General features: G+C 67.8%; 19 protein-coding genes. 8 read left to right on the top strand and 11 right to left on the bottom strand.

From position 1 onward, the window contains the following. Window positions 1-51: 51 nt before the first annotated feature. Window positions 52-915, bottom strand: coding sequence for a non-homologous end joining protein Ku (gene ku / locus ACT6QK_RS07960; RefSeq protein WP_444597290.1), 864 nt, complete (start codon window positions 913-915; stop codon window positions 52-54). A gap of 56 nt (window positions 916-971) precedes the next feature. Further along, complete coding sequence (locus tag ACT6QK_RS07955; protein WP_444597289.1) at window positions 972-2,351, bottom strand: glycoside hydrolase family 28 protein; 1,380 nt, start codon at window positions 2,349-2,351, stop codon at window positions 972-974. A 242-nt stretch (window positions 2,352-2,593) separates the two neighbouring features. On the opposite strand from ACT6QK_RS07955, the gene ACT6QK_RS07950 reads away from it, so the two are divergent. Continuing rightward, window positions 2,594-4,864, top strand: coding sequence for a glycoside hydrolase family 88 protein (locus ACT6QK_RS07950; protein ID WP_444597288.1), 2,271 nt, complete (start codon window positions 2,594-2,596; stop codon window positions 4,862-4,864). Window positions 4,865-4,931: 67 nt separating this feature from the next. Here ACT6QK_RS07950 and ACT6QK_RS07945 read toward each other — a convergent pair whose 3' ends face one another. After that, a complete protein-coding gene (locus tag ACT6QK_RS07945; RefSeq protein WP_444597287.1) occupies window positions 4,932-6,233 on the bottom strand; it encodes a sugar MFS transporter in 1,302 nt (433 codons plus the stop codon). A gap of 257 nt (window positions 6,234-6,490) precedes the next feature. Here ACT6QK_RS07945 and ACT6QK_RS07940 point away from each other — a divergent pair, with 257 nt between their 5' ends. Beyond that, on the top strand, window positions 6,491-9,235 hold the full coding sequence (locus tag ACT6QK_RS07940; RefSeq protein ID WP_444597286.1) for a M14 family metallopeptidase: 2,745 nt from the start codon (window positions 6,491-6,493) through the stop codon (window positions 9,233-9,235). A gap of 3 nt (window positions 9,236-9,238) precedes the next feature. Here the strand turns inward: ACT6QK_RS07940 and ACT6QK_RS07935 are convergent, their stop codons facing one another. Then, window positions 9,239-10,654 (bottom strand): mannose-1-phosphate guanylyltransferase/mannose-6-phosphate isomerase, encoded by a 1,416-nt coding sequence (locus ACT6QK_RS07935; protein ID WP_444597285.1) that lies wholly within the window; start codon window positions 10,652-10,654, stop codon window positions 9,239-9,241. A 112-nt stretch (window positions 10,655-10,766) separates the two neighbouring features. Between ACT6QK_RS07935 and ACT6QK_RS07930 the strand changes: the two genes are divergently transcribed. From ACT6QK_RS07930 to ACT6QK_RS07905, 6 genes are all read left to right on the top strand, one after another. Continuing rightward, window positions 10,767-11,723 carry an NAD-dependent epimerase/dehydratase family protein gene (locus ACT6QK_RS07930; protein WP_444597284.1) on the top strand — a complete coding sequence of 319 codons (957 nt, stop codon included), beginning with the start codon at window positions 10,767-10,769 and terminating at the stop codon, window positions 11,721-11,723. Continuing rightward, complete coding sequence (locus ACT6QK_RS07925) at window positions 11,720-12,703, top strand: GHMP family kinase ATP-binding protein (RefSeq protein WP_444597283.1); 984 nt, start codon at window positions 11,720-11,722, stop codon at window positions 12,701-12,703. The genes ACT6QK_RS07930 and ACT6QK_RS07925 overlap by 4 nt, the downstream gene beginning before the upstream one ends. Before the next feature lie 18 nt (window positions 12,704-12,721). Further along, window positions 12,722-13,348, top strand: coding sequence for an SIS domain-containing protein (locus tag ACT6QK_RS07920; RefSeq protein ID WP_444597282.1), 627 nt, complete (start codon window positions 12,722-12,724; stop codon window positions 13,346-13,348). Between the two features lie 79 nt (window positions 13,349-13,427). Then, window positions 13,428-13,955 carry a GNAT family N-acetyltransferase gene (locus ACT6QK_RS07915; RefSeq protein WP_444597281.1) on the top strand — a complete coding sequence of 176 codons (528 nt, stop codon included), beginning with the start codon at window positions 13,428-13,430 and terminating at the stop codon, window positions 13,953-13,955. 21 nt (window positions 13,956-13,976) lie between these two features. Further along, complete coding sequence (locus tag ACT6QK_RS07910; RefSeq protein WP_444597280.1) at window positions 13,977-15,155, top strand: vWA domain-containing protein; 1,179 nt, start codon at window positions 13,977-13,979, stop codon at window positions 15,153-15,155. Between the two features lie 24 nt (window positions 15,156-15,179). Next, window positions 15,180-15,710 (top strand): hypothetical protein, encoded by a 531-nt coding sequence (locus ACT6QK_RS07905; RefSeq protein WP_444597279.1) that lies wholly within the window; start codon window positions 15,180-15,182, stop codon window positions 15,708-15,710. A 46-nt stretch (window positions 15,711-15,756) separates the two neighbouring features. Here ACT6QK_RS07905 and ACT6QK_RS07900 read toward each other — a convergent pair whose 3' ends face one another. From ACT6QK_RS07900 to ACT6QK_RS07870, 7 genes are all read right to left on the bottom strand, one after another. Continuing rightward, window positions 15,757-15,942, bottom strand: a complete 186-nt coding sequence (locus tag ACT6QK_RS07900; protein ID WP_444597278.1) for a CsbD family protein — start codon at window positions 15,940-15,942, stop codon at window positions 15,757-15,759. 60 nt (window positions 15,943-16,002) lie between these two features. After that, complete coding sequence (locus ACT6QK_RS07895; RefSeq protein ID WP_444597277.1) at window positions 16,003-16,494, bottom strand: hypothetical protein; 492 nt, start codon at window positions 16,492-16,494, stop codon at window positions 16,003-16,005. Continuing rightward, window positions 16,494-16,940 carry an NUDIX domain-containing protein gene (locus tag ACT6QK_RS07890; RefSeq protein ID WP_444597276.1) on the bottom strand — a complete coding sequence of 149 codons (447 nt, stop codon included), beginning with the start codon at window positions 16,938-16,940 and terminating at the stop codon, window positions 16,494-16,496. Before ACT6QK_RS07890 ends, ACT6QK_RS07895 begins: the two co-directional genes overlap by 1 nt. Then, window positions 16,937-17,989 carry a sensor histidine kinase gene (locus ACT6QK_RS07885; protein WP_444597275.1) on the bottom strand — a complete coding sequence of 351 codons (1,053 nt, stop codon included), beginning with the start codon at window positions 17,987-17,989 and terminating at the stop codon, window positions 16,937-16,939. Before ACT6QK_RS07885 ends, ACT6QK_RS07890 begins: the two co-directional genes overlap by 4 nt. Continuing rightward, the gene (locus tag ACT6QK_RS07880) at window positions 17,986-18,411 is read right to left on the bottom strand and encodes a response regulator (RefSeq protein WP_444597274.1); all 426 of its coding nucleotides are present in this window, start codon (window positions 18,409-18,411) and stop codon (window positions 17,986-17,988) included. Before ACT6QK_RS07880 ends, ACT6QK_RS07885 begins: the two co-directional genes overlap by 4 nt. Next, window positions 18,408-19,967 (bottom strand): sensor histidine kinase, encoded by a 1,560-nt coding sequence (locus ACT6QK_RS07875; protein WP_444597273.1) that lies wholly within the window; start codon window positions 19,965-19,967, stop codon window positions 18,408-18,410. The genes ACT6QK_RS07880 and ACT6QK_RS07875 overlap by 4 nt, the downstream gene beginning before the upstream one ends. 60 nt (window positions 19,968-20,027) lie before the next feature. Next, window positions 20,028-20,708 (bottom strand): FHIPEP family type III secretion protein (locus tag ACT6QK_RS07870; RefSeq protein WP_444597272.1); only part of this gene is annotated, 681 nt, incomplete at its 5' end.

Genomic DNA, 20,708 nt, shown 5'->3' with positions numbered 1-20,708 from the left:
GCCCAAAGCACTGGGTCCCGGCTTTCGCCGGGATGAGCGGAGTTTCCGAGGTCAGGCCGCCTTCGTTTTCGCAGCGGGCTTTTTCGCCGGAGCCTTCTTCGCGGGCGCTTTCTTGGCCGCCGGTTTTTTCGTACCGGTCGCGGAGCCTTTCAGACTGTTCCGCAGGGCCTCCATCAGGTCGATGACATTGGTGTCGTCGGGCTCGGCTACCTCGACCATGCCCTTGCCGCCTTTGGTCTTGGACTTGATGAGTTCACGCAGGGCGTCGTCGTACTGGTCCTTGAAGGCGGTCGGATCGAAGTCGGCCTCCTTCTGGGCGATGATGCGGGCGGCGATCTCGACCATGTCGGCGTCGGCCTTCACCGTCGGAATGTCGTCGAAGTAGTCGTCGGCGTCGCGCACCTCGTCATGGGCGCGCAGGGTGTAGGCCAGAAGACCCTTGCCCCGCACCTCCAGCGCCAGCTGCCGCTCCTTACCGCGCAGCACCAGCTTGCCCAGCGCAACCTTGCCCTGTTTCATCATGGCGTCGCGGATGACGGCGAAGGCGTCCGCCCCCGCGCCCTTGTCCGGCACGACGAAGAAGGGGTCGTCCCAGTAGAGCCGGTCGATGTCGCTTTCATCGACGAAGGCGTCGATGGAGATGGTCTTGGTGCTCTCCAGCCGGACCTTGTCGAAATCGGCGTCGTCGAACAGGACGTATTCGTCCTTTGACACCTCATAGCCCTTGACCAGATCGGACCGTTCGACCGGCCCCGTGTCCGGGTCCGTCGGGACCATGCGGATACGGTTGTTCGTCTCGGGATTGATGAGATTGAAGTGGATCTCGTTCGACGACGACGTCGCCGCGTAGAGCGCCACCGGACAGGTGACGAGCGACAGCTTCAGATGTCCCTGCCAGGTGGGTCGTGCGGCCATGATCGATCTCCTCGGCGAGGAGAATGCGCCGCGTCGGGTTCGGTTCGGCGCGACCTTCAGGCCAGACCCGTGACCCCGGTCGACGCCGTCACCTTCGGGCCCGTGCCGTCGAGGGTGTCGATCCTGCAGTTCGTGAACCGCCAGTCCCTGGCGTTCGCGATGGTTCCCGCCTCGCGCACGTCCCAGTCGAGGTTGTCGAAGCGGAAGTCCTCCAGCGGCGCCTCGGCGTAGGCGGCGGCCTCGAAGCCGATCTTGCCGCCTACGGCCTTGATATTGGCCATCCGCACGTCGCGGATGCTGGGGATGCCCTGCTCGCGCGGCACGGGGGTGGCGAGTGCGGTCCAGTAGTCGGGAGGGCTGGCGATCCCCGGCGGGATCTGGGCGTAGGAATAGTTCGGATACCAGTTCAGGTTCACCCGCATCAGGGTGGCCACGTCCTGCAAGTGGACATCTCGGATGCGTATGCCCGAGATGATCCCGCCACGCGTGTGCCCCGACTTGAAGAAAATCCCCAGCGGCACCGGATATTCGATCCTGAGGCCCGAGACCTCGATGTCGTGGAAGCCGCCGGAGGTCTCCGAGCCGAAGGTCATGCCGGCCAGGGCGTCGCGGACGATGCAGTCGCGAATCTTCACCTCGCGGCACGGGCGGGCGACGCGCAGGCCATCCCAGTCGCGCCCGGCCTTGATGCATAGGGCGTCGTCGTTGACCGCCAGATCGCAGCGCTCGACCAGGACCCGCTCGGAGGAATCGATGTCCACCCCGTCGGTCGAGGGACCGCGACCGCCGATGTTGTTGCGGATGATCAGGTCGGCGACCTTCACATCGCGCGAATAGCAGACGTGGACGGTCCAGAAGCCCGACCGCGCCAGGTTGAGACCCGAGACCTCGGCTTTGTCGGCGTCATAGATGTGGATCAGGCGAGGCCGGCGGCAATCATAGTCGGCGGCCCAGCGCAGGTCCTTGGGGTCATACTCCCGGCGCAGGGCCCAGTAGCTGTCCCAGAAGACCTTGCCGTCGCCGTCCACCAGTCCCTCGCCGGTGATGCGGGCGTTGGTCTGCTGGTAGATGTTCAGCAGGCCGGCCGGCCAGTCCATCTCGATCCCGGCCACCCGGGTGCGGACCATCGGATAGGCGTTCAGGTCGGTGACGCCCTTCAGCGTGGCGCCCCGTCCGATGTTCAGGGTGACGTTGGACTTCACGAACAGGGAGCCCGAGCGATAGACGCCCGGCTTCAGCACCACGGTTCCGCCGCCCGCGCCGGAGGCGGCGTCGATGGCGGCCTGGAGGGCGCGGGTCTGGACAGCATCGGTATTGGGCGCAGCGCCGAAGTCGGCGGCGTCGAAGGTGCGCCCCGTCTCCTGGGCCCAGGCCGGAGCGGCGATGGGGGCCAGGGCGCCGACGGCGCCGAGGCGCAGCAGGGTTCTACGATCCATGACGGGTGTCCTCCTCGGCGCGGGAACGGCCTGATGATGCGTCGATCGGCGCAGGCCGTTTTCCCACATTCTGTTCTTCCGTCTCACGATAGCGGACGATATGCTGATGACAAGGCGGCAGACCTCCCTCGGGACGATCCGCCGCGCAGGATAGACACCGGTTTCCCTGACGGTCCGCCCGGTCCATCCTGCGCCCACCAAAGCTTAGGGCGCGGGCTCAATCGCGCCGACGGAGGAAGACCATGTCCCAGCGTTCCGCCCCGGCCCGTCCGCGTCTGGCCCGCCCGCGCCTGGCCCTGATCGCCGCCCTGCTGGCTACGACCGCACTGGCGACGCCGGGTGCGGCCCAGAACGCCCTGCCCCCCGGGGTCGAAGCGGCCTGGCTGGAGCCGACGTCGCGCCCGGCACTGAACACCGATCCGGCCAGCCTGCCCTCGCGGGATGAGGCGCTGGCGTCCGTGGACTATGTCGCCGCCAGCCAGATCGCCGCCATGGCGCGCGAGCCCATAGCCCTGTCGACCGGCAGCAACCTCAGCCAGATGTCGTCCAACTGGGTGGCCGCGACCTTCTATGTCGGGGCGGCCCGGCTGGCGCGGAAGTCGGACGATCCCGAGACCCTGCGGTTCCTGACCGCCGTGGCCGAGCACTACAACTACAGCGTCCGGGGCGCCCGGTCGGGCCCGACCATGCTGAACGCCGACGACATAGCCATCGGCGATCTCTACGAGGAGCTCTACGCCCGACGCCGTCAGGAAGGGGTGCTGGCGCCGCTTCGGCAGCGCCTGGACTGGCAGGTTCCGCACCTGAACCGCTCGACCGAGACGCCGCAGCTGGTCTGGTGGTGGGCCGACGCCCTTTATATGGCCCCGCCGGTCTTCGCCCGGATGTCGGCCCTCACCGGCGATCCGAAATACCTGGCCGCCGCCGACAAGGAATGGCGTCGCACCGCCGCCCGCCTGTGGGTCCCCGAGCAGCGACTGTTCCTCCGCGACGAGAGGTTCAAGGACGAGAACCATCGCGACGCCCGGGGCGGCCACATCTACTGGTCGCGCGCCAACGGCTGGGTCATGGGCGGGCTGGTCCGCTGGCTGGAGAGCGTGCCGGCCGACTTCGCCGGGCGCGACTTCTATGTCGACATCTTCCGCCAGATGGCCGGCCGGGTGATCGAACTGCAGCAAGACGACGGCCTGTGGCGCGCCAGCCTGCTGGACCCCGAGACCTATCCGCAGGCCGAGACCTCGGGCTCGGTCTTCTACGTCTACGCCCTGGCCTGGGGGATCAACCATGGTCTGCTGGATCGCGAAACCTATCTGCCCCACGTGACGCGGGGCTGGGCGGCGCTGAACCGCCATGTCCTGCCCAGCGGCCTGATCGGCGCGACCCAGAAGACCGGCGACATGCCCGTGGCCACCGGGCCCGACGAGGTCGGCCTCTACACCACGGGGACCTACATCCTGGCCGGGCTCCAGATCGCCGATCTGAACGCACCGACCCAGACCCTGCCGGTCGCCGAGCCCAAGCGGGACGTGCCGGAGGTCATCGCCGCCACCACCCCGACGCCGCCCGCGCCCGTCACGGTCGTCGGCCCTGAGGAGACGCGCCGGCGCGAGGCCGAGATGCGCGCCACCCACGCCCTCGCCTATGACCCGGCCGCCACGGGCCGTCCCTCGACGGTCGAGCCCCTGGCGCCGCCGCCGGCCGATCAGCAGACGCCGCGCGCCGTCGTCCGCTTCGCCCCGGACCGTCTGGACGATCTGTTGTGGGAGAACGACCGTGTCGCCCACCGTATCTATGGTCCGGCGCTGGAGGCGCGCGAGGCGCCGTCGGGCTCGGGAATCGATGTCTGGGCCAAGCGGGTGCGCTGGCCCTTCATGGACCGGATGCTGAAGTTCCCCAACTATCACACCGATCGCGGCGAGGGGCTGGACTACTACGACGTCGGGCGCGGACGCGGTGCGGGCGGTCTGGGGATCTGGTTCGACAACAAGCTGTGGACCAGCCGCAACTTCTCGACCTACCGGATCGAGGAAACCGGCGGCGACGAGGCCCGGTTCAGCGTCGACTACCGGCCCTGGCCCGTCGATGTGGCGCGCAAGGTCTGGGAGACGCGCGACTTCTCCCTGCCGCTGGGCTCCAGCTTCACCCGCATGACCTCGACGCTGAACTCGGACACGACCGAGCCCCTGATCGTCGGCATCGGCATCTCCAAGCGGAAGAACGAGAACGGCTCGGGCTTCGTCACCCGCGACCGCGAGAACGGCCGGCTGATGTTCTGGGAGCCCGAGAACCCCGAGCATGGCGGCATCGGCATCGCCATCCTGGTCGATCCGGCCATGGTCGAGGGCTTCGCCGAGGACGCGGACAACTATCTGATCCTGGTGCGGGTCACGCCGGGCCGTCCCTTCACCTACTACATGGGGTCGGCCTGGGACGGCGGGCTGGACTTCCACGACCGGACGTCCTGGGAGGCCTTCGTCGCGACCCAGAGGCCGGCGTTCGCCGCCGCGCCCTAGACTAAAAAAGGCCGGGGCGGATCGCTCCGCCCCGGCCCTTCTCGTGTCGCCTGATGGCGGTGCGGTTTTAGTGACCCGCGACCGTCGGCGCCGCGTCGGTGTTGGCCGGACGGGTGCGGACGCAGGCGATGGCGAAGACGGCCAGGGCGACATAGCCCAGCGCCGGCACGATGAAGGCCGGGGCGATCTGGCCCGCCGCATCGGCGATCCGCGCCGCGACCTGGGGCAGCAGGGCCCCGCCGATGATGCCGAAGACCAGCAGGCCGGAGGTCGCGGAGGTCGGGGCGGTCGAGCGCTCCAGCGTCAAGGTGAAGATGGTCGGGAACATGATCGAATTGAACAGGCCGATCGACAGGGCCGCATAGGCCGCCGTGGGTCCGCCCACCTGAGACACGATCAGGCACAACAGGCCCGCCGCAACGGTGCAGCCGACCAGCAGCTTGGCCGGGGCGACCCAGCGCATCAGGAAACTGCCGAGGAACCGGCCGACCATGGCGCCGCCCCAGTAGAGGGCGACCATCTTGCCCGCCGTCTCGATGGGGGCGTTCAGGACCTCGGGGCTTTCGAGGAAGTTGGTCAGCATGCCGCCGATCGCAACCTCGGACCCCACATAGACGAAGATGGCCAGGGCGCCGAAGATCGCCCAGGGCGAGGACAGGGCCTTGAACGGCGAGACGGCGGCCCCGACGGTCTTGGGCGCGGCGGCGTTGATGCTCTTGCGAGCGGTGAAGATGAAGACGGCGATCAGGGCGAAGAAGGCGCCCATGCTCAGGAAGGCCATGTCGATGCTGCGCAGCGACTGGGTGCGGGTGGCGGCGGTGACCACGGCCCCGGCCGCGAAGACGCCGCCGGTCAGCAGCACATGCGAGCCCAGCCACGGCCCGATGGTCGTGCCCAGCGAGTTGAACGCCTGGGACAGGTTCAGCCGGCTCGACGCGCCCTTGCGGCTGCCGAGTTCGGCGACCAGGGGGTTGGCGGCGACCTGCAGCAGGGTGACGCCCGAGGCGATGACGAACAGGGCCACCAGCACGCCCGGATACCAGTCCGCGGCCGTCGCGGCCGGCACGATCAGGCAGCCCGCCACCATGACGATCAGGGCGCCGATGATAGAACGGCTGTAGCCGAGCTTGGACAGGACCGAAGCCGCCGGCAGGGACATCAGGCCGTAGGCGATGAACCAGGCGAAGGTGGTCAGAAAGGCCTCGGCGTTGTTCAGGTCGAACACCCGCTTCACGGCCGCGATCAGCGGATCGATCAGGGAGGTCGCAAAACCCCAGGCGAAGAACAGGGTCGTCACATAGGCGAAGGCGGCGCCGGCGCCTTTCGGTCGTCCGGTCTCGGCGGCGGCGGCGGTGGTCTCTGTCGTCATGTCCCGTTCTCCCTGGAGCCGGTCTCGTCGTTGAATTTCATGCGCGGACCGGTCTGCGTTTGTGACCGTCCCGGAAGATGGGATCAATCCGTTTCATCGGTCTGACGCCTCGGCGCCACACGATGTTACCGGCCGTAACGACGGCGCACGGGTCAACAGGCGGTGGTCGCCGGATCAAATCCGTGGTCGGATCGGCGGATTCCCGGCGCGGATCGCGTCATGGTCCTGACAGCCGCCGTCATGCCGGAGCCCTATCCATGCTGAGACCCCTCGTCGCCGCGACCGCCGCCCTGACGGCGAGCCTGATGCTGGGGCTTGCCCTCGCGCCGGCGGCCCTGGCCCAGCAGCCGGCGCCGACACCCGTGACCTCACCGCGGGAGGCCTTCGGTCAGGAGGTCGGGGACGATTACCGGCTGATCGACTACACGGCCTTCGAGTCCTGGCTGAAGACGGTGGCGACCCAGTCCAACCGCATCAGGCTGATGGAGATCGGCCAGTCGACGGAGGGGCGGACCATGTATGTGGCCGCGGTCTCCTCCCCGGCCAACATAGCCCGGCTGGACCGCTATCAGGAGATCGCCCGCAAGCTGGCCAAGGCCGAGGGCGTCACCGAGGCGGAAGCCCGCGCCCTGTCCGCCGAAGGCAAGGCGGTGGTCTGGATCGACGGCGGCCTGCACGCCACAGAGGTCGTCCCGCCCCAGGCCCTGATCGCCGCCATCCATGAATACCTGACCGCGACCGACGCGGAGGCGCTGCGCATACTGGACGACGTGGTGATCCTGTTCGCGCCGCTGAACCCGGACGGGTGGGAGCTGGTCAGCGACTGGTACATGCGCAACGAGGACCCGGCGAAGCGCGAGTTCAACTCGATCCCGCGCCTCTATCAGGCCTATGTCGGCCACGACAACAATCGCGACTACTACCTCTCGGCGATGCGCGAGACGACCAACGTCAATCGCCAGTTCTTCCGCGAGTGGTTCCCGCAGATCATCTACAACCACCACCAGACGGCGCCGGCGGGGACGGTGGTGTTCATGCCGCCGTTCCGCGATCCCTTCAACTACAACTACGACCCGCTGGTCATGGGCACACTGTCCGAGGTCGGGGCGGCCATGCACAGCCGGCTGATCGCCGAGGGCAAGCCGGGTTCGACCATGCGATCGGGCGCCAACTACTCCACCTGGAACAACGGGATGGAGCGGTCGGTGACCTATTTCCACAACGCCGTGGGCCTGCTGACCGAGATCACCGGCCACCCCACCCCCAGCCGCATCGCCCTGATCCCCGACCAGCAGTTGCCACGCAACGACCTGCCCGCGCCGGTCGCGCCGCAGGAATGGCGATTCCGTCAGTCAATCGACTACTCCCTGTCCATCAACCGCGCCGTCCTCGACTACGCCTCGCGCAACCGCGACAAGCTGTTGTTCAACATCTGGAAGATGGGCGACAACGCCATCGCGCGCGGCAACACCGACACCTGGCGCGTCACACCGACGCGGGTCGAGGCGCTGGAAGCGGCGGCCGGGGAGGCCGAGGGCCGTCGCGGCATCGACCCGACCCTTTACGACAAGGTGCTGCGCGATCCCTCCCTGCGCGATCCGCGCGGCTATGTCATCCCCGCCGACCAGCCCGACATGGCCAACGCCACGGCCTTCGTGAACAGCCTCATCAAGACCGGGGTGGATGTGGACCGCGCCACCGCCGCCTTCACGGTCGGCGGCAAGACATACCCGGTCGGTTCGTTCGTGGTGAAGACGGCCCAGGCCTATCGCCCGCATGTGCTGGACATGTTCGAGCCCCAGGACCACCCCCACGACCTGCAGTATCCCGGCGGGCCGCCCGCCCTCCCCTATGACGCCACCGGCTATACCCTGGCCCTGCAGATGGGGGTCCGGTTCGACCGTATCCTCGACGGCTTCGAGGCGCCGACCGAACGGGTGGCCGATGTCCTGACGCCCGCGCCCGGCCGGATCACGGGCTCGGGGAACGCCGGCTGGCTGGTGGACCATCAGGCGATCAACGGCTTCATCCTGACCAATCGGCTGCTGAAGGCCGGTCAGGCCGTGTCCTGGCGCAAGGACGAGACCCGCCTCGGCCGCCGGACGCTCGCCCCTGGCGCGCTCTGGATCCCGGCGACGGCGCAGAGCCGCGCCATCCTCGAAACGGCGGTCAGGGAACTGGGCCTGAGCGCGGTCGCGGTCGGGCGGGCGCCGTCGGGCGAGGACATCGACCTGAAGCCGGTCCGCATCGGCCTGGTCGATCGCTATGGCGGCTCGATGGCCTCGGGCTGGACCCGCTGGCTGCTGGAGCAGTTCGAATATCCGTTCGAGGTCGTCTATCCCCAGCAGCTCGACGCCGGCGACCTGAACGCCCGTTTCGACGTCCTGCTGTTCGCCGCAGACATGGTCCCGCAAAATCTCGCCGCCTCGGCCCAGCGCGGCCAGCCGGCGGCCGCCGACATTCCAGCCGAGTATCGCGACTGGCTCGGCTATATCACCGCCGAGAAGACCCTGCCCCAGATCGACGCCTTCGTGCGAGGCGGCGGCAGTGTGGTGACCATCGGCTCGGCTCATCGTCTGGCGGCGGCCCTCGGGGCGCCGGTCACGGACGTCCTGACGACGGGCGAGACCGCCGGAAACCGGCCCCTGCCCTCCACGGAGTTCTTCATCCCCGGTGCCCTGCTGAAGACGGAGGTCGATCCGACGCGGCCCCTGGCCTTCGGCGTCACACCGTCGCTGGACGTCTTCTTCAACCGCAATGCCGGCTTCCGCGCGGTTCCGGGCGCGGCCTCCATCGCCCGCTATCCCCGGACGGTCAGCGTCTCCAGCGGCTGGGCGATCGGCCCGCAGAAGCTGGCGGGATCCGAAGCGGTGCTCGACCTGCCGCTGGGCGAGGGTCGGGTGATCGTCCTGGGCCCCGACGTGGTCAACCGCGCCCAGGCGAGGGCCTCCGTCCGCCTGCTGTTCAACGCCCTGTTCTATGGGCCCGCGACGCGGCGTTGACGATCAGCCGGGCGGCCGGTCGTAGCGGACCGTATCGTCCTCTTCAAAATAGTCGCCGGTCTGGACCTCGATGAGAACCAGCGGAGCCGCGCCCGGATTTTCCAGCCGATGAACGGCGCCAAACGGAATGCAGATCGACTGGTTGACCTCGATGTGCGTAACGACCGCATCGATCGTCACGCGGGCCCGCCCCTCGACCACGATCCAGTGTTCGGTGCGACGCGCGTGGCTCTGCAACGAGAGGGCGGCGCCGGGATTGACGACGAGGCGACGAACCCGGAAGCGCTCCTCGCTCGCCAGACTGTCGTAGGATCCCCAGGGGCGGTGTTCGCGCGGAAAGGTTTCAGCCTCCGCCGCACCCTCGGACCTGAGGGCGGAGACCGCCCGCCGAACCTCCTGAGCCCGGCTCCGGTCCATCACCAGGACGGCGTCGGGCATGGCCACGGCGATGACGTCGGTCAGACCGAGCCCCACCAGTCGAGGGCCCCCGGGCTCCGAACGCAACAGGCTGTCGGCGCAGTCCAGGGCCAGGGCGGCGCCCTGGATCGACACGCCCCGATGATCCGGCCCGGCCTCGCGCCGCACCGCCTCCCAGTCCCCAAGATCGGTCCAGCGCCCGGCATAGGGCACGACCGAGAGGTTGTCGGCCTTTTCCATCACCGCATAGTCCAGCGAGTCGGCCTCCAGCGACGACCACGGCTCGGGCGACAGCCGGATGAAGTCGAGATCCGGGGCCGCTTCGGCGACCGCCGCCCGCACCGCCTCGAGCATGACCGGCGCATGGACCTGGAAGGCCTCGATCAGAGTGTCGACCGTGGAGAGGAAGATACCCGCGTTCCAGAGATAGTTTCCCGCCTCCAGCATGGTGGATGCGGTCGTCGCGTCAGGCTTTTCCACGAAGCGCAGCAGGGGTTGCGCCTGAGGCCCCAGATCATCCGGCGCCGCCGCCAGTTCCAGCCAGCCATACCCCGTTTCCGCCCATTCCGGCTGGATGCCGAAGGTCACCATCCGCCCCTGCATTGCCGTATCGACCGCCGAGGCGACCACCGCACGGAAGCCGTCGCCGTCCGGGATGAGATGATCGGACGGCGCCACGAGCATCAGGGCGTTCGGATCATGTGACTGCAGCCACAGGGCCGCCGCCAGGATCGCCGGAGCGGTGTTGCGGGGATCCGGCTCGATCAGAACCCCGGCCGGGGTCACGCCCAGGGCCCCCAGTTGTTCCATGACGATGAAGCGGAAGTCGTTGGCGGTCACCACCAGCGGCGGCGCGAAATCCGGCCCGGTCAGCCGCCGGATCGACGCCTGGAACAGGGTGTCGCCCGCCTGGAAGCGCGAAAACTGCTTCGGCAGGCTCTTCCGCGACAGCGGCCATAACCGGGCGCCGGAACCGCCGCAGAGGAGAACGGGATGGATCATCATCCCTAGCTAGAGGAGATCGGCCGTCGCGCGAAGACCACGCGGGCTTTTGCCGTTTGAGCCGGGCGGCGCCTGCGTCTATTGAAACTCAGCAATTCGAGAGGACACCGACTTGGCCGTTCGCCACCTCGTCACCGGCGGCGCCGGCTTCATCGCCGTGAACCTGATCCGCAGGCTGCTGGCGTCGGGCGATCGGGTGGTCGCAATCGACGATCTGTCCACGGGTCGACGCGAGACCCTGGCTGAGTTCGAGACCGACGGCGCCTTCAGCTTCATCCAGGCAGACTGCAGCGACGCTGCGCGCATGGCCGAGGCGATCGGCCAGGCCGGAGGCGCCGATGAAATCTGGCATCTGGCGGCCAATTCCGACATCCCGGCCGGCGTGTCAGACCCGACCATCGACCTGCGCCGCACCTTTCTGACCACGTTCGGCGTGCTGGCGGCGATGCGGGACCAGGGCGTTCCGGTCCTGCACTTCGCCTCCAGTTCGGCCATCTATGGCGACCAGGGCGAGGCGCTGATCCACGAGGACATCGGCCCCCTTATGCCGATCTCCAACTACGGCGCCATGAAACTGGCGTCCGAGGCCCAGATCAGCGCGGCCGCCGAGGCGGGCCTCGGCCGGATCAATATTCTGAGGTTTCCGAACGTCATTGGCGCCCCGGCGACACACGGCGTCATCCTGGATTTCGTGCGCAAGCTGAAGGCCACGCCGGATCGGCTCGAGGTGCTGGGCGACGGCACGCAGCAGAAGGCCTATCTCCATGTCGAGGATCTGGTCTCGGCCATGCTGCACATCCGCACGCTTGAGGGAGCGCGTCAGGTCTTCAACATCGGCCCGGCCGATGACGGCGTGACCGTTCGCTTCATCGCCGAAACGGTGCGCGACCGCGTCTCGCCCGGCGCCGAGATCGCTTTCGGAGAGGGAAATCGCGGCTGGGTCGGGGACGTGCCCCGCTTCCGCTACTCGATCGACCGACTGGCCGCCACCGGCTGGCGCGCCGCCCTGCCCTCCCAAGCCGCCGTCACCCGGGCCGTTGAGGAAATCATCGCGCAGGAAGCCTCGTGATCATCAGCCAGACCCCCCTGCGGATGAGCTTCGTCGGAGGCGGCAGCGACCTGCCGTCCTTCTATCGGCGTCACGGCGGCGCCGTGGTGAGCACGGCCATCGACAAATACGTCTATGTCAGCGCCAACCCCAAGTTCGACGGCGGCATCCGCCTGGCCTATTCGCGCACCGAAGAGGTCGAACGGCTGGATCAGATCGAGCACCGCCTGTTCCGCGCCGCCTTCGAGAGCCTCGGCGTCTCCGGAGGAGTCGAAGTCACCACGACGGCCGACATCCCCTCGCGCGGCACGGGCCTGGGATCGTCCAGCAGCTTCACGGTCGGCCTGTTGCAGGTGATGTCCGCCTACCTCGGCCGCCCGACCTCGGCTGAAGACTTGGCGAGGGCGGCGTGCGAGATCGAGATCGAGCGCTGCGGCGAGCCGATCGGCAAGCAGGATCAGTATGCGGCGGCCTATGGCGGTTTGAACCTGATCGTCTTCAATCCCGACGACAGCGTCGAGGTGCGGCCCATCCGCATGCCCGGCGACAGTCTGGCTGAGCTGCAAAGGCGGATGGTGGTCTTCTACACAGGCGGCACGCGCAGCGCCTCCGCCATTCTGGAAAGCCAGAACCGCGCCACCGAGAGCGATCCCGCCGCGCGACGCGGGCTGCGCCGGATGGTCGAACTGGCTCATCTGCTGAGCGACGAACTGTCGGCCGGACGTCTGGAGAGTTTCGGCGAGATTCTCAAGGAAAACTGGTCGTTGAAGAAGGCGCTGGCCGACGGGATCACCTCCGACGCCATCGACGACTGGCATGACGCCGCCGTCGCGGCCGGCGCCGAGGGGGGCAAGCTGCTGGGCGCCGGCGCCGGCGGCTTCATGGCCTTCTACGCCCCGCCCGACCGGCATGACGATATCGCCCGCGCCGCGGGACTGAAGCGGGTTCCGTTCGGTTTCGACCCCCTCGGATCGCGAATTGTATTCCACAAATCCGCCTGAGCGCACTATGCGGAGGGGATGAGTCTGTTTCCTGATCGCGCCTATGACGACGTCGCCGCCTTCGCCGACGCCTATTTCGACCAGATCCGTGAAGCCCAGGCCAGGGTGTCGCGCGAAGCCTTGCAACAGGCCGCAGATCTGCTCGATGCGACGATCGACGCGGACAGGGCGATCTTCTCGTGCGGTAATGGTGGATCCGCGGCGATCGCCAACCATCTGCTTTGCGACTACCTGAAGGGCGCAGCCGTCGGAACCGGCGCTCGCCCGAGGGTGCAGACCCTGTCCTCCGATGTCGAGCTGATCACCGCCATCGTCAACGACATCGGGCCCGAGGAGATGTTCGCCCTGCCCCTGCGCTCTCTGGCGCGGACCGGAGACCTTCTGATCGTGATCAGTTCGTCAGGCGCGTCGCGCAATGTCGTTCGGGTACTGAAAACCGCGCGCGAGCTTGGCGTGAAGTCTATCGCCATGACGGGGTTCAACGGGGGCGAGGCGGTCGAACTGGCCGATGTCAGCCTTCATGTGCCAGCCCACAACTACGGCGTCGTGGAAGACACCCACCAGTCGCTGATGCACATCCTCGCACAGAACCTTCGGATGCGCAGGCTGAACGATCCGGGCGACCTTGGCCGGATGAAATTCTGAACGGGGCCATAAGGCCATTCACGGGCCCCATCAGCCGTCTCGTGGATGACGCCGGTTCAGCCCCGGTGTAATCGCGGCCATGACCGACGTGACGATCCGATCCGCCCGCCCCGAAGACGCCGGGCCGCTGTCCGAGATGGGCTGGCGGTGTTTCCTCGCGACCTTTGTCGACGGGTTCGGCATTCCCTATCCCGAGGCCGATCTGGAGGTCTTCTTCCAGGCCGCCTGGAGCCCCGGGGCCTTCGCGCGAAAGCTGGAGGAGCCCGGCGCGGCCTGGTGGGTGGCGGAGCGGGACGGCGCCTTGGTGGCCTTCGCCAACGCGGGGCCGAACGGCCTGCCGCACCCCGACGCCCGGCCCGGAGAACTGGAGCTGCGGCGGCTCTATGTGGACAAGGCGGCCCAGGGTCTGGGGCTGGGCACGAAGCTGCTGGACCTGTCGCTGGCGTGGATGGCCGCCCACACGACGGGGGCGCTCTGGATCGGGGTCTGGAGCGGCAATCTGAAGGCGCAGAAGCTCTACGCCGCCTACGGTTTCGAACCCGTCGGGGGCTATCAGTTCGCGGTCGGCGACTGGATGGATGACGAGTTCATCTTGCGGCGGGGCTGAAGCCAGCCCACTCTGTCAGCCATGCTGATCCCCTTCTTCACCGCCCTGAAGGACGCCAAGGTTCCGGTGTCGATGAAGGAATGGCTTCATCTGATGGAGGCCATGGACAAGGATGTGGCCGGGGGTCGTGTCGAGGACTTCTATCACCTGTCGCGCGCGGTGCTGGTCAAGGACGAGAAACACTACGACCGGTTCGACCAGGTGTTCGGCAAGGTGTTCAAGGGGCTGGAGGGGGCGCCGACCGGCGAGGACCTGACCACCGCCATTCCCGAGGACTGGCTGAACCTGCTGAACCAGAAGTTCCTGACCGACGAGGAGAAGGCCGAGATCGAGGCCCTGGGCGGGTTCGACAAGCTGATGGAGACGTTGAAACAACGTCTGGAAGAACAGAAGGAACGCCACGAGGGCGGGTCAAAATGGATCGGCACGGGCGGGACCAGCCCCTTCGGCCACGGCGGCTACAATCCCGAAGGCGTGCGCATCGGCGGGCCGGGGAAACAGGGCCGGGCCATGAAGGTCTGGGAGAAGCGCGAATACAAGAACCTGGACGTCACGGTCGAGCTGGGCACCCGCAACTTCAAGATCGCCCTGCGCCGCCTGCGCCGGTTTGCGCGTCAGGGCGCGGCTGAGGAGCTGGACATCGACGGCACCATCGACGGCACCGCGCGTCAGGGCTGGCTGGACATCCATATGCGGCCCGAGCGGCGCAATACGATCAAGGTCATCCTGTTCCTCGACGTCGGCGGCTCGATGGACGGCCATATCAAGATGGTCGAGGAGCTGTTCTCGGCGGCCAAGACCGAGTTCAAGCATCTGGAATTCTACTACTTCCACAACTGTCTCTACGAGGGCGTGTGGAAGGACAACCGGCGGCGGCACACGGAAAAGACCCCGACCTGGGAGGTGCTGAACAGGTTCGGCGGCGACTGGCGGGCCATCTTCGTCGGCGACGCGACCATGAGCCCCTATGAGGTCACCATGCCCGGCGGCTCGGTCGAGCACTGGAACGAGGAGGCCGGCGCCGTCTGGCTGAAACGGGCCTGTCAGCAGTGGGAAAAGTCGGTCTGGCTGAACCCCGTGGCCGAACGGTACTGGGAATACACCGCCTCCGTGAAACTGATCGGCGAGGTCATGGATCAGCGCATGTTCCCCCTGACGCTCGACGGGCTGGACAAGGCCATGCGATTGCTGAGCAAGTAGGCGCGACACGAAGGAGAGAGCGGGATGACATCGACCCTTCTGGCCGTTCTGGCCGCGATCCAGGTCGCGGCGGGCGGAACCATCGTCTGGGAAGCGCCGCCTGACCCCTCCGTGGCGGAGGAGGCTGCAACCCGCGCGGCGAAGCCCGTGGTCGCGGCCCCCGCCCTGCCCGCCTGGGCGATGGAGGATCCCTATGCCTGGGAGCGGTCGCAATGCCATCCGGTGCTCCGCGGCTCCGAGCCCATGGATCATTGTCAGGTGCGGGTGCGGACCCAGCTCAAGGCGGCCCTGGGCGACAAACTGCCCGCCGGCCTCCAGCCCGAAGGGATCGGCAGTTGCCGTCAGGTCTCGGACGGCTCAGGCGGCTACACCCTGACCTGTGCGCCGGAGGAGCGGGCCATGCTCGGACGCGACGCCCCGGCGCCGGAGGTTTGCGAGGAGCGGCCTCGTGCGGTTCCGGGCGGCGGCGTGACCTTCGAGCGGACCTGCCGTCCGGCCGGGGCGCCCGCGAGCGACGGCCTGTCGTTCAAGCTGTTCGGCGGCGACCGGAATTGAAAAAGCCGGCCCGAAGGCCGGCCTTTCCGATCAACTTGCGCCGCGATCAGCGCTTGTCGGCGTCGCGAACGGCGTCCTTGATGCCGCCGACGGTGTTCTGGACCTTGCCTTCGACCTGATCGGCGCGGCCTTCAGCCTTCAGCTTCTCGTCGCCGGTGATCTTGCCGACGCCTTCCTTGATCTTGCCGCCGATGTTCTTGGCGGCGCCTTCGATGCGATCATGATCGGCCATGGGGACTACTCCTGACTGGGCGCCGCCGGGGGTGCGACGCCTTCGGGAGATGAACGGCTTTCAGGCGGGGGTGTTCCCCTCGTCACGCGCAGTCGCCGCCGAATGCCAGGTCTGCATCGTCTCCAGAAGTTCCTGCGGTCCCATCGACCACAGGCCCGGAAGAGCGCCGTCAATCTCGAAAAGGTTCAGATCAATCCGGCCGAGCGTAGTGCGGGGCGCTCCGGGGCGCAGCCGCCAGGCCACCAGTGCCTGTCGAGCCGCGGGATTGTGCCAGAGTTCCAGCGATGCGATCCAACTCCAGCGCGCGCTGAAGCGACGCCCAACCGCGTCGCGAACTTCGAAGCCCTCGTCGGTCAACGTCAGGGTCGAAGGACGAAGTGTCCAGATTGCGCCCACGGCTGCCAGAACCACGCCGAACGCACCATAGAGCCACACCCCCCAATCAGGGGCTTTGGTTTCAATCGCCCAGACTGCCAGCCAGATGAGCAGAAGACCGCCCACGGCCATAAGCAGGGGCTTCCACCGCGACCCGTGGATCACCCGGGTCTGCATCACCGCCTGAGCCAGGCCGTGACCGCCCAGGCGTGGGCGTCGTGGCGCAAGGCGTCGAGGGCGGCGTGGGGGTCCAGCCAGACCAGTTCGTGGTCGTCCTCGACCTTGGACGCGGGATCGTATGAGACCGGCTCCACCGTCCACAGCCCGCCGATGTTGTTGACCGGGGCGCCGTCCGACTTGCGGAAATACTGGCCGGCCTCGAGCAGGCGTTCAAGGGGACGGACGGTCAGGCCGGTCTCCTCGCGGAATTCGCGGACCAGGGCCTGTTCCTCGGTCTCTCCGGCCTCGACCGCGCCGCCGGGCAGGTCATGATAGGGGGTGTCGCGGGTCACCCGGACCGTGGCGATGCGGCCGTCCCGCACCAGAAGGCCGAAGGCGGCATGGCGATGGAGATAGTCGACATCGGGATCGGCGCGGCCGAACTGGAGAGCGGGCGCGGTCAAAGGTCGAAGGCGAGGTGGGCGCGGACGCCACGATGGGCCGGATCGTAGGCGAGGGCCGACTTCAGCCCCGACGCCATGGCCGAGATGATCTTGCCGCCCAGACCGGTGCCCTTGACGCCCCCGTCGCCGAGGCCGGCGCCGTCGTCCTCGACCGTCAGGAGGGCGCGCGCCTCTCCGTCCGCCTTCAGATGAATGCGGATCTCGCCCGCATGGTCGGGGGCATAGGCGTATTTGACGGCGTTGGTGACCAGTTCTGTGACGACGACGCCCAGGGACACCGCCTGATCGACGCTGACGCGCAGAGGCTCGGCGTCCAGCACCAGACGCGGCGAGCGATTGTCGGCGGCCAGGGAGGCGGACAGTTCGTCGATCAGCCCCTTCAGATACTCGTCCATGGCCACGCCGGAGACGTCGCCGGAGGTGTAGAGGCGGCGGTGGACCTGGGCCACGGCCTCGATCCGGGCCTGGGCCTCCTTCAGCGCGCCCCGCGCCGCCTCGTCGCCGACGTGGCGCAGTTGCAGCGACATGAAGGTGGAGACCAGCTGCAGCGAGTTGCCGACCCGGTGGTTGACCTCGCTCAGCATGATCTCGGCGCGGTCGCGGGCGAGGCGGATTTCCTCCTGGGCGGCGGCGTTGTCGCGCTCCAGTCGACGCCGATGCAGGGCGTCCTCGAGGGCCGAGCGCAGCAAGGAGGTGAAGTCCTCCGACACGTCCTTGATGACATAGTCCGCGGCGCCGGCGCGCAGGGCGGCCACGGCCAGCCGTCCCTCCTGGGCGCCGGTGACATAGACGACCGGCGGGGCGTCGTCGCGCGCCAGAATGTCGGGCAGGACATCAATCCCGTCGCGGCCGGGCATGTAGTGATCCAGGGCGATGACGTCGAAAGCCTGCGCAGCCAGAAGGTCCAGGCCCTCATCGCCGTCATGGGCGCAGACCACGGTGTAGCCGTGCCGGCCCAGCTCCTTCTGGACCAGCCGGGCCAGGCCCCGGTCGTCGTCGATATAGAGCAGACGCACGCCGGCCCCCACAGCCGAAGACTCCGTGGTCATTCGATATCCGGCGCCTGCATCACCGACAGGAACAGGCCCAGCTGGCGGATGGCCGTTGCGAAGGACTCATAGTCCACCGGCTTGGTGATGTAGACGTTGCAGCCCAGGTCGTAGCAGCGCTGGATCTCGGTCTTGTCGTCGGTCGTGGTCAGGACGACGACGGGCGCGCGCTTGAGCCGCTCGTCCTTCTTGACCTCGGCCAGAATGTCCGTGCCCTGCATGTCCGGCAGGTTCAGGTCCAGCAGGATCAGCATGGGGCCGTTGGCCCGGACCTCGTCCGAGAACAGATAATCGAGCGCCGGCTGGCCCGCGTCGAAATGCTTGATCTCGTTGGCGATGTTGGCGCGGCGGATGTTCTTTTCGATCAGCTTGGCGTGACCGTGGTCATCCTCGACCATGACGATCTTCACGGCGGTGCTCAAAGGTCGTCTCCCACATCGGACTGGACCAGTCGTTTGGGGAATTTCAGTCGGAAAGTCGAGCCCTTGCCGAGCTCGGACTCCACATCGATGGAACCGCCGAGACGACGCACGCTATTGCGCACGAAGGCGAGGCCCAGCCCCTCCCCCGGCCGGTCCTGACGCCCGGCGCGACGGAACAGTTCGAAGATGCGTTCCCGGTCGCGCTCGGCGATGCCGCGGCCGTTGTCGGCGACCTCGTATTCCACCCAGCCGCCGGGACGGTCGCGCCCGGAGACCACGATCCGGCCGGGTCGAGCGGGATCCAGATACTTGACCGCATTGTCGACCAGATTGCCCATGATCTGTTCGATCGACAGCCGGTCGTTGTCGATCGTGGGCAGGGGTTCGACGATCACCTCCGCATCCGCCGCCTCGACCTGGTGGCGCACACTGTCGGCGATGCGGCTGACCATGGCCGTCATGTCCAGCGTCTCGGACACCAGATTCCGGCGCCCTTCGCGCGACAGCTTGAGGATGGCGTTGATGAGCCGGTCCATCTTTTCGGTCGAGGCGCGGATGAAGCCGATGGCCTCGGGCATGTCCTCGCGGACGGCGGCGACCACCTCGGGATCGACCGGGCGTTCCGTCTCGGCCTGGGCGATGGCGCGGTCGATGGTCTTGCCCGCCTGCTCCAGCTCGGAGGTGTAGCCCATGACGTTGACCAGGGGCGAGCGCAGGTCGTGGCTGACGATATAGGCGAAGCGCTGGACCTCCTCATTGGCGCGCGACAGGGCGGCGGTGCGGGCGCGAACCGTCTCCTCCAGACCGGCGTTGACGCGGTCCAGAGCCTCGCGCGCCCGCTCCACGTCGATCAGGTAGCGACGCACCAGCAGGGCGATGACCAGGGCCAGCAGCAGGATCAGCAGGCCGGACACGGCGTTGACGCCGAGGGCCCAGGCGGCCGAGCTGCGCGAACTGGCCGTCAGGGCCGCGACGGCCAGACCCTGACGGCGATCCGCCTTGGCGATCTCGGCGTCGATCTGGTCCATGATGGCTTGGCCACGGCCGCTGCGGACCACGCTGACGGCCTCGCCGATCCGGCCCTGGCGCACGGCGTCAAAGGTCAGGGCCATCTCGTCGAACTTCTCGCGCGACAGGGCCGTCAGCCGCTGAACCGAGGCGGCGGCCTCGGGGCTGTCGGACTCGATGCCCGCGAGATCAGCCAGGGCCTGCTGGCTGCGACGGCGGGCGTCATTGTGGGTGGCGATCAAGCCGGGCTGGCCGGTCAGGAGAAAACCGCGCTGGGCCGTCTCCGCCTCCTGGACGGTCAGCAATACCGTCCGGGTCAGGCGGCGCACCTGCCAGCTGTCGTCGATCCTCTGGTTGATCTCGGCGGTGCGCTGGATGAGGAGGAAGGTCGAGACGTTGACCAGCAGCAGCAGGGCCAGAACCCCCGCCAGCAGCAGGACCACCGACCGCCCCAGGGACGGCGTGCGCAGGAACCGCAGGGCTCCGGCCAGGCCTTTCTCGGCAGGCGGCGCCTGGGGGACGGCGGGGGCGTCGGGATCAATGCTCATCCGGCGAGGTTTAGCGAGGCCGGACGCCCTGTCCAGCGTCGTCGCCCGGCCAAGACAGACCTAGACCGATCCGACGGTCCGCAGCCGCGCCCGGGGATGGACCTCGTTCTGGCTCATGACCACGGTCTGGCCGCGGAAGCGTTCGATGATCGAGCGGACATAGGGGCGGGTCTGGGGCCCGGTCAGGAGGACGGCGCTCTCTCCCGACAGCGCGATGCGCTCGAAGGTGTCGCGGACGGCGCGGATGAAGTCCTGCAGACGACTGGGCGCCATGGCCAGCTGCTTGTCCTCTCCAGGGCCGATCAGGCTCTCGGCGAAGGCGGCCTCCCATTCCGGCGACAGGGTGACGATGGGCAGGGCGCCGTCGTCGCCCTTGTATTGCCAGCACAGCTGACGGGCCAGGCGGCTGCGGACGTGCTCCACCAGCGTCGTCACCGAGGTAGAATGGGGCGCCGCCTCTGCCAGACCTTCCAGAATGGCGCCGAGATCGCGGATGGAGACCTTCTCGCGCAGCAGGGCCTGAAGCACGCGCTGCAGGGTGGTGACGGTGACGACCGAGGGCACCAGTTCGTCGACCAGCTTCTTCTCCTCGTCCGACAGTTCCTTGAGCAGCTTCTGCACCTCCGCATAGGAGAGCAGGTCGGCCATGTTCTCCTTGAGGATTTCCGTCAGATGCGTCGTCAGCACGGTCGAGGGATCGACGATGGTGTAGCCGCGGAAGGTGGCCTCTTCCTTCAGACC

Source organism: Brevundimonas sp. (genome assembly GCF_052436175.1).
Classification (GTDB): domain Bacteria; phylum Pseudomonadota; class Alphaproteobacteria; order Caulobacterales; family Caulobacteraceae; genus Brevundimonas.
The sequence above is the reverse complement of the archived record's forward strand: the minus strand, read 5'-3'. Positions and strand labels throughout refer to the sequence as shown.

Excerpts from the sequence above, each read along its gene's own strand:
- ku (WP_444597290.1), bottom strand. The coding sequence starts at position 915 with ATGGCCGCACGACCCACCTGGCAGGGACATCTGAAGCTGTCGCTCGTC.
- ACT6QK_RS07955 (WP_444597289.1), bottom strand. The coding sequence starts at position 2,351 with ATGGATCGTAGAACCCTGCTGCGCCTCGGCGCCGTCGGCGCCCTGGCC.
- ACT6QK_RS07950 (WP_444597288.1), top strand. The coding sequence starts at position 2,594 with ATGTCCCAGCGTTCCGCCCCGGCCCGTCCGCGTCTGGCCCGCCCGCGC.
- ACT6QK_RS07945 (WP_444597287.1), bottom strand. The coding sequence starts at position 6,233 with ATGACGACAGAGACCACCGCCGCCGCCGCCGAGACCGGACGACCGAAA.
- ACT6QK_RS07940 (WP_444597286.1), top strand. The coding sequence starts at position 6,491 with ATGCTGAGACCCCTCGTCGCCGCGACCGCCGCCCTGACGGCGAGCCTG.
- ACT6QK_RS07935 (WP_444597285.1), bottom strand. The coding sequence starts at position 10,654 with ATGATCCATCCCGTTCTCCTCTGCGGCGGTTCCGGCGCCCGGTTATGG.
- ACT6QK_RS07920 (WP_444597282.1), top strand. The coding sequence starts at position 12,722 with ATGAGTCTGTTTCCTGATCGCGCCTATGACGACGTCGCCGCCTTCGCC.
- ACT6QK_RS07915 (WP_444597281.1), top strand. The coding sequence starts at position 13,428 with ATGACCGACGTGACGATCCGATCCGCCCGCCCCGAAGACGCCGGGCCG.
- ACT6QK_RS07910 (WP_444597280.1), top strand. The coding sequence starts at position 13,977 with ATGCTGATCCCCTTCTTCACCGCCCTGAAGGACGCCAAGGTTCCGGTG.
- ACT6QK_RS07905 (WP_444597279.1), top strand. The coding sequence starts at position 15,180 with ATGACATCGACCCTTCTGGCCGTTCTGGCCGCGATCCAGGTCGCGGCG.
- ACT6QK_RS07900 (WP_444597278.1), bottom strand. The coding sequence starts at position 15,942 with ATGGCCGATCATGATCGCATCGAAGGCGCCGCCAAGAACATCGGCGGC.
- ACT6QK_RS07895 (WP_444597277.1), bottom strand. The coding sequence starts at position 16,494 with ATGCAGACCCGGGTGATCCACGGGTCGCGGTGGAAGCCCCTGCTTATG.
- ACT6QK_RS07885 (WP_444597275.1), bottom strand. The coding sequence starts at position 17,989 with ATGACCACGGAGTCTTCGGCTGTGGGGGCCGGCGTGCGTCTGCTCTAT.
- ACT6QK_RS07875 (WP_444597273.1), bottom strand. The coding sequence starts at position 19,967 with ATGAGCATTGATCCCGACGCCCCCGCCGTCCCCCAGGCGCCGCCTGCC.